The 15,079-nt window shown below is 49.3% G+C and carries 14 protein-coding genes; 3 read left to right on the forward strand and 11 right to left on the reverse strand.

The window, feature by feature from the left end:
* Positions 1–126: 126 nt before the first annotated feature.
* Entirely contained in the window at positions 127–1,569 is a 1,443-nt protein-coding gene (locus ACFYU8_RS11745; RefSeq protein ID WP_390298557.1) for an aminotransferase-like domain-containing protein, read from the forward strand.
* 86 nt (positions 1,570–1,655) lie between these two features.
* Positions 1,656–3,002: a TrkH family potassium uptake protein gene (locus ACFYU8_RS11750; protein ID WP_390298560.1), complete on the forward strand. Its 1,347-nt coding sequence runs from the start codon at positions 1,656–1,658 to the stop codon at positions 3,000–3,002.
* Positions 3,003–3,065: 63 nt separating this feature from the next.
* On the opposite strand, the gene leuB is transcribed toward ACFYU8_RS11750, so the two are convergent.
* From leuB to ACFYU8_RS11800, 10 genes are all read right to left on the reverse strand, one after another.
* Positions 3,066–4,160, reverse strand: a complete 1,095-nt coding sequence (gene leuB, locus ACFYU8_RS11755; protein WP_390298563.1) for a 3-isopropylmalate dehydrogenase — start codon at positions 4,158–4,160, stop codon at positions 3,066–3,068.
* Between the two features lie 78 nt (positions 4,161–4,238).
* On the reverse strand, positions 4,239–5,777 hold the full coding sequence (locus ACFYU8_RS11760; RefSeq protein WP_390298566.1) for a 2-isopropylmalate synthase: 1,539 nt from the start codon (positions 5,775–5,777) through the stop codon (positions 4,239–4,241).
* A 56-nt stretch (positions 5,778–5,833) separates the two neighbouring features.
* Positions 5,834–6,856: a ketol-acid reductoisomerase gene (ilvC, locus tag ACFYU8_RS11765; RefSeq protein ID WP_390298570.1), complete on the reverse strand. Its 1,023-nt coding sequence runs from the start codon at positions 6,854–6,856 to the stop codon at positions 5,834–5,836.
* A gap of 56 nt (positions 6,857–6,912) precedes the next feature.
* A complete protein-coding gene (gene ilvN, locus ACFYU8_RS11770; protein ID WP_390298573.1) occupies positions 6,913–7,419 on the reverse strand; it encodes an acetolactate synthase small subunit in 507 nt (168 codons plus the stop codon).
* Position 7,420: 1 nt separating this feature from the next.
* Positions 7,421–9,157 carry a biosynthetic-type acetolactate synthase large subunit gene (gene ilvB / locus ACFYU8_RS11775; protein ID WP_390298576.1) on the reverse strand — a complete coding sequence of 579 codons (1,737 nt, stop codon included), beginning with the start codon at positions 9,155–9,157 and terminating at the stop codon, positions 7,421–7,423.
* Positions 9,158–9,751: 594 nt separating this feature from the next.
* A complete protein-coding gene (sat, locus tag ACFYU8_RS11780; protein WP_390298579.1) occupies positions 9,752–10,891 on the reverse strand; it encodes a sulfate adenylyltransferase in 1,140 nt (379 codons plus the stop codon).
* Positions 10,873–11,574, reverse strand: coding sequence for a phosphoadenylyl-sulfate reductase (locus ACFYU8_RS11785; RefSeq protein WP_390298582.1), 702 nt, complete (start codon positions 11,572–11,574; stop codon positions 10,873–10,875). Before ACFYU8_RS11785 ends, sat begins: the two co-directional genes overlap by 19 nt.
* A gap of 238 nt (positions 11,575–11,812) precedes the next feature.
* Positions 11,813–12,046: a hypothetical protein gene (locus ACFYU8_RS11790; RefSeq protein WP_390298584.1), complete on the reverse strand. Its 234-nt coding sequence runs from the start codon at positions 12,044–12,046 to the stop codon at positions 11,813–11,815.
* Positions 12,047–12,209: 163 nt separating this feature from the next.
* The gene (locus ACFYU8_RS11795) at positions 12,210–12,446 is read right to left on the reverse strand and encodes a hypothetical protein (RefSeq protein ID WP_390298587.1); all 237 of its coding nucleotides are present in this window, start codon (positions 12,444–12,446) and stop codon (positions 12,210–12,212) included.
* Between the two features lie 189 nt (positions 12,447–12,635).
* Complete coding sequence (locus tag ACFYU8_RS11800) at positions 12,636–13,550, reverse strand: R2-like ligand-binding oxidase (protein ID WP_390298590.1); 915 nt, start codon at positions 13,548–13,550, stop codon at positions 12,636–12,638.
* A gap of 716 nt (positions 13,551–14,266) precedes the next feature.
* Here ACFYU8_RS11800 and ACFYU8_RS11805 point away from each other — a divergent pair.
* Entirely contained in the window at positions 14,267–14,422 is a 156-nt protein-coding gene (locus tag ACFYU8_RS11805; protein ID WP_390298640.1) for a helix-turn-helix transcriptional regulator, read from the forward strand.
* A 65-nt stretch (positions 14,423–14,487) separates the two neighbouring features.
* Here the strand turns inward: ACFYU8_RS11805 and ACFYU8_RS11810 are convergent, their stop codons facing one another.
* Entirely contained in the window at positions 14,488–14,853 is a 366-nt protein-coding gene (locus ACFYU8_RS11810; protein ID WP_390298593.1) for a hypothetical protein, read from the reverse strand.
* Between the last annotated feature and the right edge of the window lie 226 nt (positions 14,854–15,079).

Here is a 15,079-nt window from a genome sequence, read left to right on the forward strand (position 1 = left end):
TGTTCAGGTTTTCAATACCTTCGTCGTTCCGGCAACATTTTCTTCACTCCCTATACCCGAGATGCTCCCCTTTCCTATATAATGCTGATGACTGCTATTTTTCGACAGACAAGGAGGCGTGCGCGAATGCCAGATCGCCCTTATTTTTCTTTTCATTTCCACAAACAATCGCACACACCGATCTATGTACAACTCGCTGATCAATTAAAAACAGCGATTCTGCGTGGTGCCTTTCTTGTAGATGGACAACAATTGATATCGCTGCGAGATATGAAAACCATTAGCGGCTGCTCGTTGGAGACAGTCAAAAAAGCATACGATCATCTTGCGTTGGAAGGCTGGCTGGAAGCTGTGCATGGCAAAGGCTATTACTTGACGCAGCTTGCTAAAGAAGCTCGTTTGGAGAATCGCCTCCCACTCACAGATATTCCGATTGCTTCCCTGGCTGATTCCTCCCCTCGTCCAAGCGAAGAACTGGTGAAGCGATTGCGTGGTGCTTTTTATGAGAGTCTGACCGTATTGGATGAACCGTCCGCGCAAAAGAAAATCAGGCGTACACAAGCTGCCAAAGTTTTTGCCGATCACCTCAGCCGCCGAGGGCTTCCTCACTCACCTGAGCGCCTCCTGCTTTTTAATAGAAGCACGAGCGGCTTCGCCTTTCTTGCGCAGCGTGTCATGAATTCACGTGATGTCGTCTATGTGGAGGAGTACAGCTATCCCGTGTTTCTTCGCCTATTGAGCCAGTGCGGAATTACCGTTCGCCCGATTCGCATGGATGAAGAAGGCGTTTGTATTCAAGCCCTCACGGAAGAGCAGGAGCATTACCCAGCCAATTGGCTTTTGATTAACCCGCATTATCACTTCCCTACCGGCATCAGCTATTCGTTGAAACGAAAGGAAGATCTGCTCGAATGGGCGCAGAGCCATAACGTACGTCTTGTGGAAAATGACCATTATGGCGATCTCTGGTTTGAAGAACCGAGTCTTCCGCTGTACCAGATGGCTGCGCAGGCAAAAAGCCCTGTGGAGGTCTACTATCTGCATTCGTTGTCCAAAACATTGGCTCGTGATCTGCAATTGGGCGTGTTGATGCTTCCTTCTGATTTATCGGATGACGAGTTGGAGCGCTACAGCCAGCTTGTTTCCATGACGGGTGCAGAGCCGTCCTTGCTCGTCGTGGAATCAGCCGTTCGACTCCTCGATGATCCGTGGTTTTATGAGGAGTTTCTGGCGGATCGTCGCGCCCTGTTCCAGACCCGCTTCCTGCGACTGTGGCAGGAAAGACGCCAGGTACTCCCAGATCACGCACGAATGTACCCCATTGCAGGGGGCTTAAATACGTGGATCAAATGGGGCACGCCAACCGCAAGAGCAACAGAACAAGAAGAGAGAGTCGTCGCCATCCTTCGAGAGGAAGGTCTCGAGCTGACAGGCGGCCATGCTTTTCGCGTAGCAGATGAGCCTGCCGACATTATGCGCTGCCCGGCTGTCCGTTTCCCACTTGCTCCACTGGAGGAACGAGAGTTGAAACATTGGCTTCACCGATTGGGTGCTGCTCTTCTTCGGTAAGTTTTCCAAGGGAAATGCCATACTAAGAGATGGATTTCCCTCTCTCTCATACACTAGACTCGAAAAAAGCCGAGGTATAACCTGCTATGATTAAAAAAATCGTAGAAAAGCTTCACCTTGATCCACCAAAAACGCTTGTTCTTGGGTTTGCCTTGATTATCTTCTTGGGAGCACTGCTTTTGACACTCCCGATCGCTACGGTTGATGGACTTGGCCTGCATTGGCTTGATGCTCTGTTTACAGCCACCTCTGCTACGTGTGTAACAGGATTGGTTGTCGTCGATACTGGAACGACCTTTACGATCTTTGGTCAGCTTGTTATTTTGTCTCTCATTCAAATTGGCGGTCTCGGATTTATGACGTTCGCTACCTTCTTCGCACTGATTATGCGTAAAAAAATCTCATTGCGTGAACGGCTCATCCTGCAAGAGTCGCTGAATCAGATATCGATAGAAGGTGTCGTACGTTTAGCCAAAATGATTTTAATTTTTACTGCCCTCACTGAGTTTATAGGAGGAATGCTTCTCTCTATTCGTTTTGCATTTGACTTTCCTCTGTCAAAAGCGATATACCTTGGCTTTTTCCATGCGATTTCTAACTTTAATAATGCTGGGTTTGATTTGATGGGGAATTTCGCCAGCTTAACTGCTTATGTAGATGATCTGCTCGTCAATCTCGTCGTCTGTTTGATGATCATTCTTGGCGGTATTGGTTTCATTGTTGTGAGTGAGTTATACGATTATCGTCAAACCCGTCGCCTGTCTTTACATACAAAAGTGGTACTGGCAACAACCGGTCTCTTGATTACGGCAGGGACCGTGCTTATCTTCATTTTGGAGTATAACAATCCGAAAACGTTACAGCCCCTATCCATGATGGGCAAAGTGCTTGGCTCCTTTTATCAGTCGGTTACACCTCGTACGGCAGGTTCGAACACATTGAATATCGGTGATATGTATCAGTCGTCCCTCTTCCTCATTATTATCCTGATGTTCATCGGTGCTTCCCCAGGATCGACAGGTGGCGGTATCAAGACGACGACATTTGCCACACTGATTGGTGCTGTTATCGCCCAAATTAAAGGAAAAGAAGACGTGATCTTCTTCCGGCAACGCATCTTGCCTCACATGGTCTACAAATCGCTTACATTGACGATGATCGCCTTGTTCATTGTACTTGTCATGACGATGGTGCTTTCCATTACAGAGACAACTGCGCGATTCGAGATGATTCTGTTCGAGGTCACTTCTGCATTTGCTACGACTGGACTATCTATGGGGTTGACCCCAAACCTTACTCCCATCGGTAAAGCGTTAATTGTTCTGACGATGTTTGCCGGTCGCTTGGGGCCACTCACGATTGCCTTTGCCCTCGCGCAGCGAAAGCAGAAAGAATACTTCCGTTATCCCAAAGGGAAGATCACTATCGGATAAGCCAAATAAAAACCCTGCCAAAGCACCCGAAGGACTTTGGCAGGGTTTATTTTTGTGTCTACGTTATTGTTTTTGCCACTGTTTGGACAGCTCGTCGCGAACCAGTTGGCCCATCTCGACTGTACCAATCGCTTTGCTTCTGTCTGCCGCGATATCGCCAGTACGATGTCCTGCTTCCAGTACGGACCATACTGCGTTTTCCACTGCTGCTGCCGCTTCATCCATACCGAGCGAAAGACGAAGCATCATCGCTACGGACAGAATGGTTGCCAGCGGATTGGCAATGCCTTTTCCAGCAATATCAGGAGCAGAGCCGTGAACCGGTTCATACAGGCCAAAGCTGCCTGCTGCCAGACTCGCCGAGGACAGCATCCCGATCGAACCAGTCAGCATCGCTGCCTGATCGCTCAAAATGTCGCCAAACATGTTTTCCGTCACGATGACGTCAAACTGTTTTGGTTCACGTACGAGTTGCATCGCGCAAGAGTCAACGAGCTGGTGAGACAGCTCTACATCTGGATAGTCAGCCGCTACTCGCTCGGCTACCTTGCGCCAGAGGCGGGAGCTTTCGAGAACGTTTGCCTTATCTACAGATACGAGACGCTTTTGGCGTTTGCGTGCAATGTCGAAGCCGACTCGAATGATTCGCTCGACTTCCGCTTCATGATAAATGCACTGATCTTCTGCCACTTCACCGTTTGGACCGTCGTAGCGTTTTTTCTCACCGAAATAAATACCCCCGGTCAGTTCACGTACAACGATCAAGTCAACACCAGAAACGACTTCTGGCTTGAGAGACGAAGCATCAACCAGAGAGCTGTGCATGGTAGCTGGGCGAATGTTCGCAAACAGACCGAGCGCTTTGCGAATGCCGAGCAGCCCTGTTTCTGGACGAAGATGCCCAGGATTCTGATCCCATTTCGGCCCGCCAACGGCTCCCAAGAGCACAGCATCCGCTTGCTTTGCCAGCGTTACGGTTGCTTCTGGCAACGGTGTTCCATCCGTATCGATCGCGATACCACCGATCCGGCCTTCTTCGCAAGTAAAAGTGACACCTTCATTTTCCCCTACGAGTGTAAGGACTTTAACCGCTTCCTGCATGATTTCTGGTCCGATACCGTCTCCAGGAAGAACGGCGATGCGATAGTTTTTCTTCATCGTTTATCCCGCTTTTCTATACGTAATGGTTTCCGAACGCTGCTGGTTCCTATGATCCTATCCACATGTGACTTATCTTTATATCGTTGCACTGACGGGCGCAGGCTCGCCACGCCGCTCCATGATCTTGTTGACTGCCCTCACATAGGCAATGGCGCTCGCTTCCAGTACATCTGTACTCACACCGCGACCTGTTACGATCAGTTCGCCCTGTTGTAGACGGACGAATACTTCACCCAAAGCATCTTGCCCGTGAGTAACAGAAAGGATTTTGTAATCGACGAGGGTGACTTCTTCTCCGGTAGCACGGTCAATCGCTTTGTAGATGGAATCAACCGATCCATTTCCACATGCGGCTTCTTCGCATACCGATCCGTCGGCACGAATCAGTCGAACACTCGCTGTCGGAACGGAAATGTTGCCGTAAGCGAGCTGGATGGATTCCAGCTGGAACGCTTCAGGTCCGCGAACCATCTTGGAGTCGACCAATGCGAGGATGTCGTCATCGCTGATTTCTTTTTTCTTGTCGCACAGCACCTTGAATGCTGCAAACGCCGCGTTTACTTCTTCCTGCTCCAGGTGATAGCCCAGATCTATTAGCTTTTCCTTGAAAGCATGGCGTCCAGAGTGCTTGCCAAGAACCAGTTTGTTTGACTTGAAGCCAACTGATTCCGGACGGATAATTTCGTACGTAGTGACTTCTTTTAACACACCATCCTGGTGAATACCGGATTCGTGCGCGAAAGCATTTGCCCCCACGACTGCTTTATTTCCTGGCACGAACATCCCTGTCAAACGGCTCACCAGCTGGCTGGTCCGTGCGATTTCTTTCAAATTCAGCTTGGTCGTCGCCTGGTAGTAATCCTTGCGCGTCTCCAATGCAAGCGCCACTTCTTCCAATGCAGCATTTCCGGCGCGCTCTCCGATTCCATTGATGGTGCCCTCGACTTGCGTAGCTCCACCCTCGACAGCAGCGAGACTGTTGGCGACCGCCATCCCGAGGTCATCGTGGCAATGGCAGCTCAGACGAATGAGATCAGTAGAAGGCACTCGTTTTTTGAGCTCACGGAAAATGTTTCCGTATTGATACGGCGTCATGTAGCCCACCGTATCTGGAATATTCACTGTGGTTGCCCCTGCCTTGATAACCGCCTCTACAACCTCTGCCAAAAAGTCGATTTCGGTACGCGCTGCATCCTCTGCGGAAAACTGGACTTCCGTAAAGTACTTTTTCGCATAAGTAACTGCTTCCACCGCCCGAGCAAGGACTTCTTCCTTGCTCATGTTCAGCTTGAACTGGCGGTGAATCGGAGATGTTGCGAGAAAGACGTGGAGGGAAGCGTTTTGTGCGTTGCGAAGCGCTTCGTATGCCTTATCCATGTCGTCTTTAACGGCACGAGCCAGGCTGACGATGGTTGCATTCTTCACCCGTTTTGCAACTTCGGCCACAGACTTTTGGTCACCAGGGGAGGCAGCAGCGAAGCCCGCCTCAATTCTGTTTACGCCCAGCTTCTCGAGTTGAAGGGCGATCTCCACCTTTTCGTTCGTGCTAATATTGACGCCCGGAGACTGCTCCCCATCGCGCAGTGTCGTATCAAAAATCTCAATGGTACGCATGAACTTTTCACCTCCACATTTTTCCCTACATTATATAAGAGTTTATTACGTGCCAATTATTGGCCGATTTTCGCTTCTTCTTTTTTCGTATCTTTGTTGATCCAAGACATCATGCCACGCAGCTGCTCCCCTACTACCTCGATGCCATGCTCGGATTCCAGACGGCGACGGGAAGTGAAGCCAGGACGGTTTGCTTGGTTTTCCAAGATCCAATTGCGAGCGAATGTACCGTCTTGGATTTCCGCCAGTACTTTTTTCATTTCTTTGCGAGTCTCATCTGTGATGATCCGACGACCTATGCTGTAGTCACCGTACTCAGCCGTGTCACTGATGGAGTAGCGCATACGAGCCAAGCCACCCTCGTACATCAGGTCAACGATCAGCTTCAGCTCATGCAAGCACTCGAAGTAGGCGATCTCAGGAGCATAACCTGCTTCAACCAATGTATCGAAGCCTGCTTTTACCAGTTCGCTTGCGCCACCGCACAATACTGCTTGCTCACCGAACAGGTCTGTTTCTGTCTCTTCACGGAAAGATGTTTCGATTACGCCAGCTTTTGTGCAACCGATTCCGCTGGAGTAAGCGAGTGCGAGATCTTTCGCGTTACCAGTCGCATCTTGGTAGATCGCGATCAAACCAGGTACGCCGAAGCCTTCTTGGTATACGCGGCGAACCAGGTGACCTGGGCTTTTTGGAGCAGACATGATTACGTCTACATCAGCTGGTGGCACGATTTGCGCGTAGTGGATGTTGAATCCGTGAGAGAAGCACAGTGCAGTACCGGATTTCAGGTTTGGTGCGATCTCGTCGCGGTATACTTGTGCTTGACGCTCATCTGGCATCAGGATTTGAACCACGTCAGCGCGTTTGGTTGCTTCTGCTACTGTCAGAACTTCAAAACCGTCTTTTGCTGCAACATCCCAAGACTTCCCTGGGCGAAGACCTACAACTACTTTATAACCGCTGTCGCGCAGGTTTTGTGCTTGTGCATGACCTTGGCTACCGTAGCCGATGATTGCGATTGTTTTCCCACGCAGTACCTCTTGTTTTACGTCCGCTTCATAATACATTTTTACCATTTGTATAGCCTCCCTAAAAATGTTTAGTTTGAATTTTTATTCAGAAATTTTGCGATTTAAACCGTTGCTGCGGCTGTTGCTGGAACAATACTGCGCGCCATCGCTACTGAACCTGTTCTTGTCAGTTCAATAACACCGTAGCTTTGTAATAGTACGAGCAGCGCATCAATCTTTTCGCTGTCACCCGTTACTTGCACGATCAGTGAGCTAGGGCCCACATCGACGATCGCGGCACGGAACGGCTCGACAATTCCGTTTAACTCTGCCAGTTGGCTAGGCGATGCCGTCACTTTAATCAGTGCCAGTTCCCGTGAAACAAAAGGGTTCTCGCTGAGATTCGTGACGGAGATGACATCGATCAGCTTGTGCAATTGCTTCATGAGCTGATTGATTTGGCGGTCATCTCCCCCGGTTGAAATGATCATCCGGGACAGCCCCTGTTCTTCCGTGCCTCCCACCGTAATACTGTCGATGTTGAAGCCGCGTTGGCCGAACAGTGTCGCCACTCTAGTCAAAACGCCTGGTTGGTCGTTGACGAGTACGGAAATGGTATGTTGCTGCATCCTAATCGTCCCCCAATTCCATCTGATCTAATGTGTTGCCTGTTGCAACCATCGGATATACGTTTTCTTCCTGTGCAACTCGGAAGTCCACCACGACTGGTCCATCATGCGCAAGTGCCTCTGCCCAAACTGCTTCGGCTTCCTGTGGCGTGCTTGCTCGCAAGCCTTTTACGCCATATGCTTCCGCCAGTTTGACAAAATCCGGGCTGCACGTCAGATCGATTTGGCTGTAGCGATTATCGTAGAAGAGCTCCTGCCATTGACGAACCATTCCCAAGCACTGGTTGTTCACAATCGCTACTTTGACCGGAATGTTGTATTGGGAGACGATTGCCAGCTCCTGGTTGGTCATCTGGAATCCGCCATCCCCTACGACGGAGATCACCGTGCGATCCGGGTGAGCGATTTGTGCGCCAATTGCTGCCGGGAAGCCGAAGCCCATCGTGCCGAGACCACCGGAAGAGATAAAGGAACGCGGGTGCTTGAACTTATAGTATTGAGCTGTCCACATCTGGTGTTGTCCAACGTCTGTTGTGACGATCGCTTCCCCATCTGTGGAGTTGTACAAGAGTTCAATGACTGCTTGTGGCTTCAATACGTCGCCATCTTTTTTGTACTTGTACGGATATTGTTCTTTCCACTCTTTCAACTGACTGATCCACGCTTCGGAATCACAAGCTTTTACAAGTGGAATGGCTTTTGCCAGCGTGCTCTTCACGTCGCCCGCTACTGTGACGGCTGTCGTTACGTTTTTCCCCAGCTCTGCTGGATCGATGTCGACGTGTACGATGCGGGCTTTTGGTGCGAACTCCTTGGTACGTCCCATCGTGATCCGGTCATCGAAGCGTGCTCCCAGACCAATCACACAATCCGCATTCAAGAGCGCTTGGTTCGCCGTGTAATTTCCGTGCATCCCTGGCATTGCCAGTGACAGCTCGTGTGTTCCAGGAAAACCGCCTAGCCCCATGAAGGTGTTGATTACCGGGATGCGTGCTTGTTCAGCAAAGTCACGCAATTCTTTCTCTGCTTGAGATGCAATGATTCCCCCGCCCGCCAAAATGACTGGACGCTTCGCTTCGCCAACGGTTTTTACAAACTCTTGTACTTCTTCGTTGCTTGGCACGAGTGATGCGCGGTAGCCACGAATCTCCACTTTATCCGGGTAAGTAAATGGTGCCTTCGCATTGGCGACGTCTTTTGGAATGTCGATCAATACTGGGCCCGGACGACCGGTTGTCGCGATGTGGAAAGCTTCCTTCACAATCCGTGGGAGATCGCGAATATCGCGGACGAAGTAGCTGTGCTTCGTTATCGGGATGGTGATTCCCGTAATGTTCGCTTCTTGGAACGCATCGGTACCAATCAGCGACTGTGCCACGTTACCCGTGATGCAAACCAGCGGAACCGAGTCCATCTGAGCGGTCGCAATCCCCGTTACGAGATTCGTTGCTCCCGGACCAGAAGTAGCGATACATACACCCGGTTTGCCTGTCGCTCGGGCAAATCCGTCAGCAGCGTGGATAGCGCCTTGCTCGTGACGAGTCAAAATGTGCTTGAAGTAGCTCCCGTATAAGGAGTCATAAATGGGGAGCACCGCACCGCCTGGATAGCCGAAGATGTATTCGACCTGCTCCAGGATCAAACAGCGCAGCAGCGTTTCTGCTCCTGTCACTTCTTCCCCGAACTGAATCGGTGGAATGCCGTTCTTTTTCTGCAATTCGGCCATTTCAACACTCATTGACCTCTCCTCCTCCCATTTCTCAACAGGTATTGAAAATAACTATAGACACATAGAAAAACCCTTTCGCCCCGACACGGTTTTATTTCCATGTCTTTTGGGGCGAAAGGGTTCGCGGTACCACCCAACTTTATCGGCGCCTCACGGTCAGCCGATCTCAGCCAGTCACAACGTATGTGGACTGTAACACGTTAACGGGTGTTAAGCGGTTTGGCCTACTACCTGCAAAGCAAGTTTCAGCAAAACGGCTCGGAGGTGAGCAATGCGGCGTACCCTATACCCGTTTCTCAGCATCAGGGCTCTCTGTAAAAGGGGTAACGCGCACCATCCTCGTCGTGGCCTACTATTAAAATATTTTCAATATTGTTGTTGTCAGAATAAAGTGTTACGTCTGATTATAGCTAGGCACCTAGGGGGTGTCAACGAAAACAAAAAGATTTTACTGGACTTTCGTCCGAACGAATGCTCAGTAGGAAATGGCTATACAGCGCGGTTTTTGCTTGAAAGCGGATACATGAAAAGGGAGACTTGTCCAGTTTTTGCAACGGAAAAAGAACGGCTTTGCCGTCCCTCTCCTGCTTTTTCGGTTCCGTTTTATTGTGAGGCTTGCAATCCCTCTATCAAAATAGTCGCGACTTCCGGACGAGTAAATTCCGGAGGTGGCGTAATCCCGTTTCTCAACATTTCCCTTACTTTTGTTCCCGATAAGGTCATATGAGAGTCTTTGTCATGCGGGCACGTCTTGGTCGTTGCCATACCTTGGCATGCCATGCAGTAAAAGCTGTGCTCAAAAAAGAGCAGCTGGATACCGAGCTCCCCTGGGGCAAACTCGGAAAAGATGTGTTGCGCATCATACGTGCCGTAATAATCGCCTACCCCTGCGTGATCGCGGCCGACGATAAAGTGTGTACAACCGTAATTTTTCCGTACCAATGCGTGGAAGACCGCCTCACGCGGACCCGCATATCGCATGGCAGCTGGAAAAGCTCCGAGCAATACACGCTTGTGCGGATAGTAGTTTTCTAGGAGAGCCAGATAGCTTTTCATTCGTACTTGTGCAGGAACATCGTCTGATTTCGTTTCCCCCATCAATGGGTTGAGAAAAAGGCCATCAACAATCTCCAATGCTGCCTTTTGAATATATTCATGCGCCCGGTGAACGGGATTGCGCGTTTGGAAACCAACCACCGTTTTCCAGCCATTTTCTCGAAATCTTTCTCTCGTTTCAGCTGGGGTCAAATAAAAATCTGAGAAGCGCTCAGGCCTTGGCTTTTGCAGTACTTCTACGGGGCCACCCACGTATAGGTCTGGCTTTTCAAACAGCTTTTTCACACCGGGGTGAGCGAGATCTACCGTGCGAAAAACGAGCTCTGCCTCACGCGTTTTGTCTGGCACAAAGCAGCTTTTCACCTGCAAAATCGCGTAGTCCACTCCATCTTCACCACGTAACAGAATACTGTCACCAGGAACAAGATCGTCGTGCTCAAATGCATCGACAGCCAATGTCACTGGCAACGGCCAAACCGTTCCATTGGCTAGACGCATCGTTTCCACGACAGTGTGGTAATCCGCCTCTTCCATGAACCCAGTCAAAGGTGAAAATGCTCCAATGGCAAGGCATTCGATGTCTGAGAGTGTCCATTTGTCCACGATAATAGCTTTTTTGATCCCATGCGGCAAGGTCTCTTGCTTCACGGTTTTCCCTCCTGCACTGTTCATTTGTGCAGACCGCATTCGGTCTTTTCGAAGCCAGCCCACCGTCCGGACCGAGAATCTTGGCCAGGCATGACAGCGCGCGTGCATACCCGGCAGCCAATGCTTGGATAGTTCCGGTCGTGCAATGGATTGTAGGGGACATCATGAGCATGGATATATTCCCACACCTGGGCCTCCGTCCAATCTGCTAGCGGATTGAATTTAACCAGGTCGAATTTTTCGTCCCACTCCACTTTTTTGGTATTCGCTCGGGTAGGTGATTGCTCGCGGCGAATGCCTGTAATCCACGCCTGATAGTTGGACAGGACGCGCTTTAACGGCTCTACCTTGCGAATCTCGCAGCAAAGATTCGGTTCTCTCTCCCACAGTTTGTCTCCGTATTTTTCTGCCTGCTCGGTTAGCGTCAGCTGTGGCTGCACTTGAATAAATGTCGCGCCGTATCTGGCTTGCAGCTTGTCACGTGTATCATACGTTTCAGCAAAATGAATGTTGGTATCGAGGTAAAATACAGGGATGGTGGGAGCCAATTTGTGCAGCATATCGATTAAAACGACATCTTCGGCGCCAAAGCTGGCAGCCAGGATCAGACCAGCTGCGTAGTTTTCCACGGCTTCTACTAGCACGTCCTGCGGCGATTGAGCATCCAGTCGGATTGCCCATTCCTGTAATTCCTCATCCGCCATTTTCTGGCGATTGCTCATCAGCGAAGCTCCTCTCTTGCTAGGATTCACCCACCATCATATGCCTAGTGACTGGAAGTGGCGCATCGTCCACCTACATCCTACTCGCCCAAACCAAACGGTCATGACCGTTTGGTTGACCGCAAGCGATCGCATCCACTTTTATGCAAAATGTCGAGATGTTTCGATCCCTCGATGAGAGGGGACGTTTTTCACAGAAAAAAAGCCACCAGACATAGTCTGACAGCTTTTTTCTGCTTTATTTTTCCTCTTTTTCGTTTACAGTCGGGGCGAAAATAAACGAAGCTCCGGTTTGTGGTGTGTTTTTGGCCTCGGTTACTTTAACGGTTGGTACGGCGTACGAACCAGGGCTTACCAAGGAAGGTGTCACGGTGTAAGAATCATCCTTTTCTTTCGCAAACGCTCCTGGCACGAGCAACGCTGAACAAACAACTGCTGTTACACCCATCATCATCCATTTTTGTTTTCTCATCTATGTCTCTCTCCCTATCCAATGTTTTCCTGTAACGCTTTTTATTGTATGGCATTGGGTAGTGTGCTCGACACGGACGAAAGATTGTTTTTTTTGTCAGACTTGAGACTTAAATCCATTTTCTTCAAAAGAAAAAGCATCCTGTACGGATGCTTTTAGCCCATTAATTTTCTTCTTTGTCGTTTACATTTGGTGCGAAAACAAATGCACTTCCTGTTGTTTTCGTGCTTGTTACCGCATCTGTTTTCTGGGCTACTGGAGCTGTGTACTGACCAGGGGCGAAGAAAGCAGGCGTCACGGAATGTGCGTCATCTTTTTCTTTGGCAAACGCCCCTGGCACCACCAGCGCTGAACAAACAACTGCCGTAATTCCCATCATCATCCACTTTTGTTTTCTCATTTTAGTATCTCTCCCTATCCAATGTTTTCCTCTTATGGCTTTATTTTAAGGGATCAACCAGGCTGTAAAATACGGACGGAAGGTTGTTTTTTACTCAGACCTTTGGCGGATTCCTCTTTAGGACCCGAGCCCAGTTCCACCACATAATGCCTCGCTCTTCCACGGGCGAATACGTTCGAACGCCTTTTTTTACACATCGACAGCTGTCCTTGTATGCTTATACAACTCTTCCATCGTCTGCCCTTTTGCTCGGGCAAGTACCTCCATGCGCACATTTAGTTGCTTTTTCGCAAACTGCTGCAAATCAGCGACCTTCACTCCGAATGCACTCACCCCTTGCGGATCGTCCATCCAGTCGTACAGATGACTTGCCATTGGAGCCAGCTCATCCATCTTTTTGGCAATGACATCGTAAATATGGGGATGCTCACAGATCAATCGCTGCAACAGGAAGGTTCCGTAGCTTATGTGCCGGGATTCGTCTGTCTTCAAATACCCAATTCCCTGCATTAAACCGGGCATAAGCCCCGTTTTGCTGAGTGCTTCGTAAAATGCATAGTAGCCAGTTTCTGCGAGCACGCCTTCCACAAACATGTTATAGACAGTAGAAGCCTCTGCGATAGCTTCGGGGGATTTATCCGTCAGCAGACGATTGAGTGCATTCGGCAATATCTCATGGAAAATTCGCTTGTACACATCATCGTGAAGATGATGCAAGTCTCCTGACTCACCGATGTTGTCGAGAACCAACCGGAAAAACTCGGTATGCTTGGCCTCTTCAAAGAGGAAGGTCGTCAAATACATTTCTTCCTCCAATCGCCCTTCCTCTGCAATGACCATGATCAAAGGCAAAAGATCGAGGGTGACTGCCTCTTCCCCACCAAGAAAACCAGCAATCCGCCCCAAGGTTTCTTCCTTCTGCTCCAGACTCATATTCGCGTAATCTTCTCGGTCTTGAGAAAAATCAATGTCCTGTGGGTTCCAAATGCCGTACCTTTTCGCTTTTTGATACAATTGGTACGGTAGTAGCTCCTGATTCAATCCTTTTTGGCTGGTCGAAACAAAACCATTCCTCATCCCCATCCAACCTTTCTTTTTTCTCATACGCCTTCTATTCCGAACGAATGGAAGAAGTCACCAATTTGTTAATTTATACCAATTCCTTTCTTTACGCTCAGATCAGTGGTTTGATAAAATGAAGGCGCTGTAGGTTGATTATAGGTCAGGCTGAACGGTCGTTCACATCCCCCAAAATCAGGGGGTGTTCATCACTCAAATGGAGGTGGCAACCACTCCATGGTCAGTCCAGAGCTGAACATGTACATCGATCGAATCAAAGAAACGACATTTTATGAGGAGAAACTGGTTCTTGCTGTACGCGGCTTCGTGGATCTCTTCCCTTTCATGGGAGCCATTCTGTGCAATTACTCGACGCTCAGTCAAATGGGGGAGGGGCTCTGGTCGATCCTTGACCAAGAGCTATGCTCCATCCGCGATATACGGGTGGACATGCGCAATATGCCCCTCATCCAGCATGCGATTCGCGAACAAAGAGCAGTACTGCTAGATTCTGAGGCGATCCGTGAGATCCCGCCCAATTTGGTGTATGGCGCCCCTTATGCGCTCATCCTCCCCATCAGCTATGGGCCTAACGTACTCGGCTACGCCGGTATTTCCTGGCATCAGGATGGCTGTTCCGGCATCAACCATCAATTGATACAATCCTTAAGTGCATACTGTGCGATGCTAGGCAAAGTATTGGCAACCGATTCCCTAAAACCGTCAAGCTCTCACGCCGAGAAGTCGAAGTCATGCAGCGGATGTCATGGGGCGAAAGCGTTAAGGAGATGGCGGACTGGATGGGAATCAGTGAGTTTACCGTTCAGGATTACATCAAGTCCGCGTTAAAAAAGCTCGGTGTGCAAAATCGCGCGCAAGGTGTGGCAGACGCCATAAGACAGCGAATCATTTGTTGAATAGAAATGGAAAAAACAACCGAATGTGATCTCGGTTGTTTTTTCTTTGACCCAAACTTCCCCTTCTACGTTCTTATTTCTACCACGTTTCTCGGTGCCGTACTCGTCCGTTGAATCTCCCTGATTTGAGAAGTAGTCAAATTGCGTCCCACAAAAATGAATGACGAGGTGCGATTATTGAAGTTGAAATTACCGAGGTCGGCAATATTCCGATTCCCCCGGAAGACACGAAAATCACCTTGATAAGCGGTTCCTGAAAACAAAACGAGGGTAACTCGGCCATTATTCCCTGCTCGTAATCTAAAACTCGACAGTACATCATTAAATTCAAGAGCTTGGCACTGTCTGACTGCTACCCCACGTCTGCGAAAACGAATACGACGAGCTTCAAAGTTTCTACCTGCCCACAAGCTTACTCGTAATTCTGCCATTCCACTCACCTCCTTCTATCTTTGCTGTAAGATATGACAAGGAGATTGATAGCGTGTGGACAGGTGTAGGATGCCATTCGTTTGATTTTGCTTTCTAGGCCACAACAAAAAAGCCGACCTCACCCTCAATCTGATCTGTGACCCGTATGGTGGACACTTTTAAAAAGTGACCCCTTGCGGGTCATTTGTGTTTTAATCAAAGTAATCAAGAATACACAGAGGGATG

Origin of the sequence: Brevibacillus sp. NPDC003359 (genome assembly GCF_042878995.1) — a bacterium.
In the GTDB taxonomy this organism is placed as follows: domain Bacteria; phylum Bacillota; class Bacilli; order Brevibacillales; family Brevibacillaceae; genus Brevibacillus.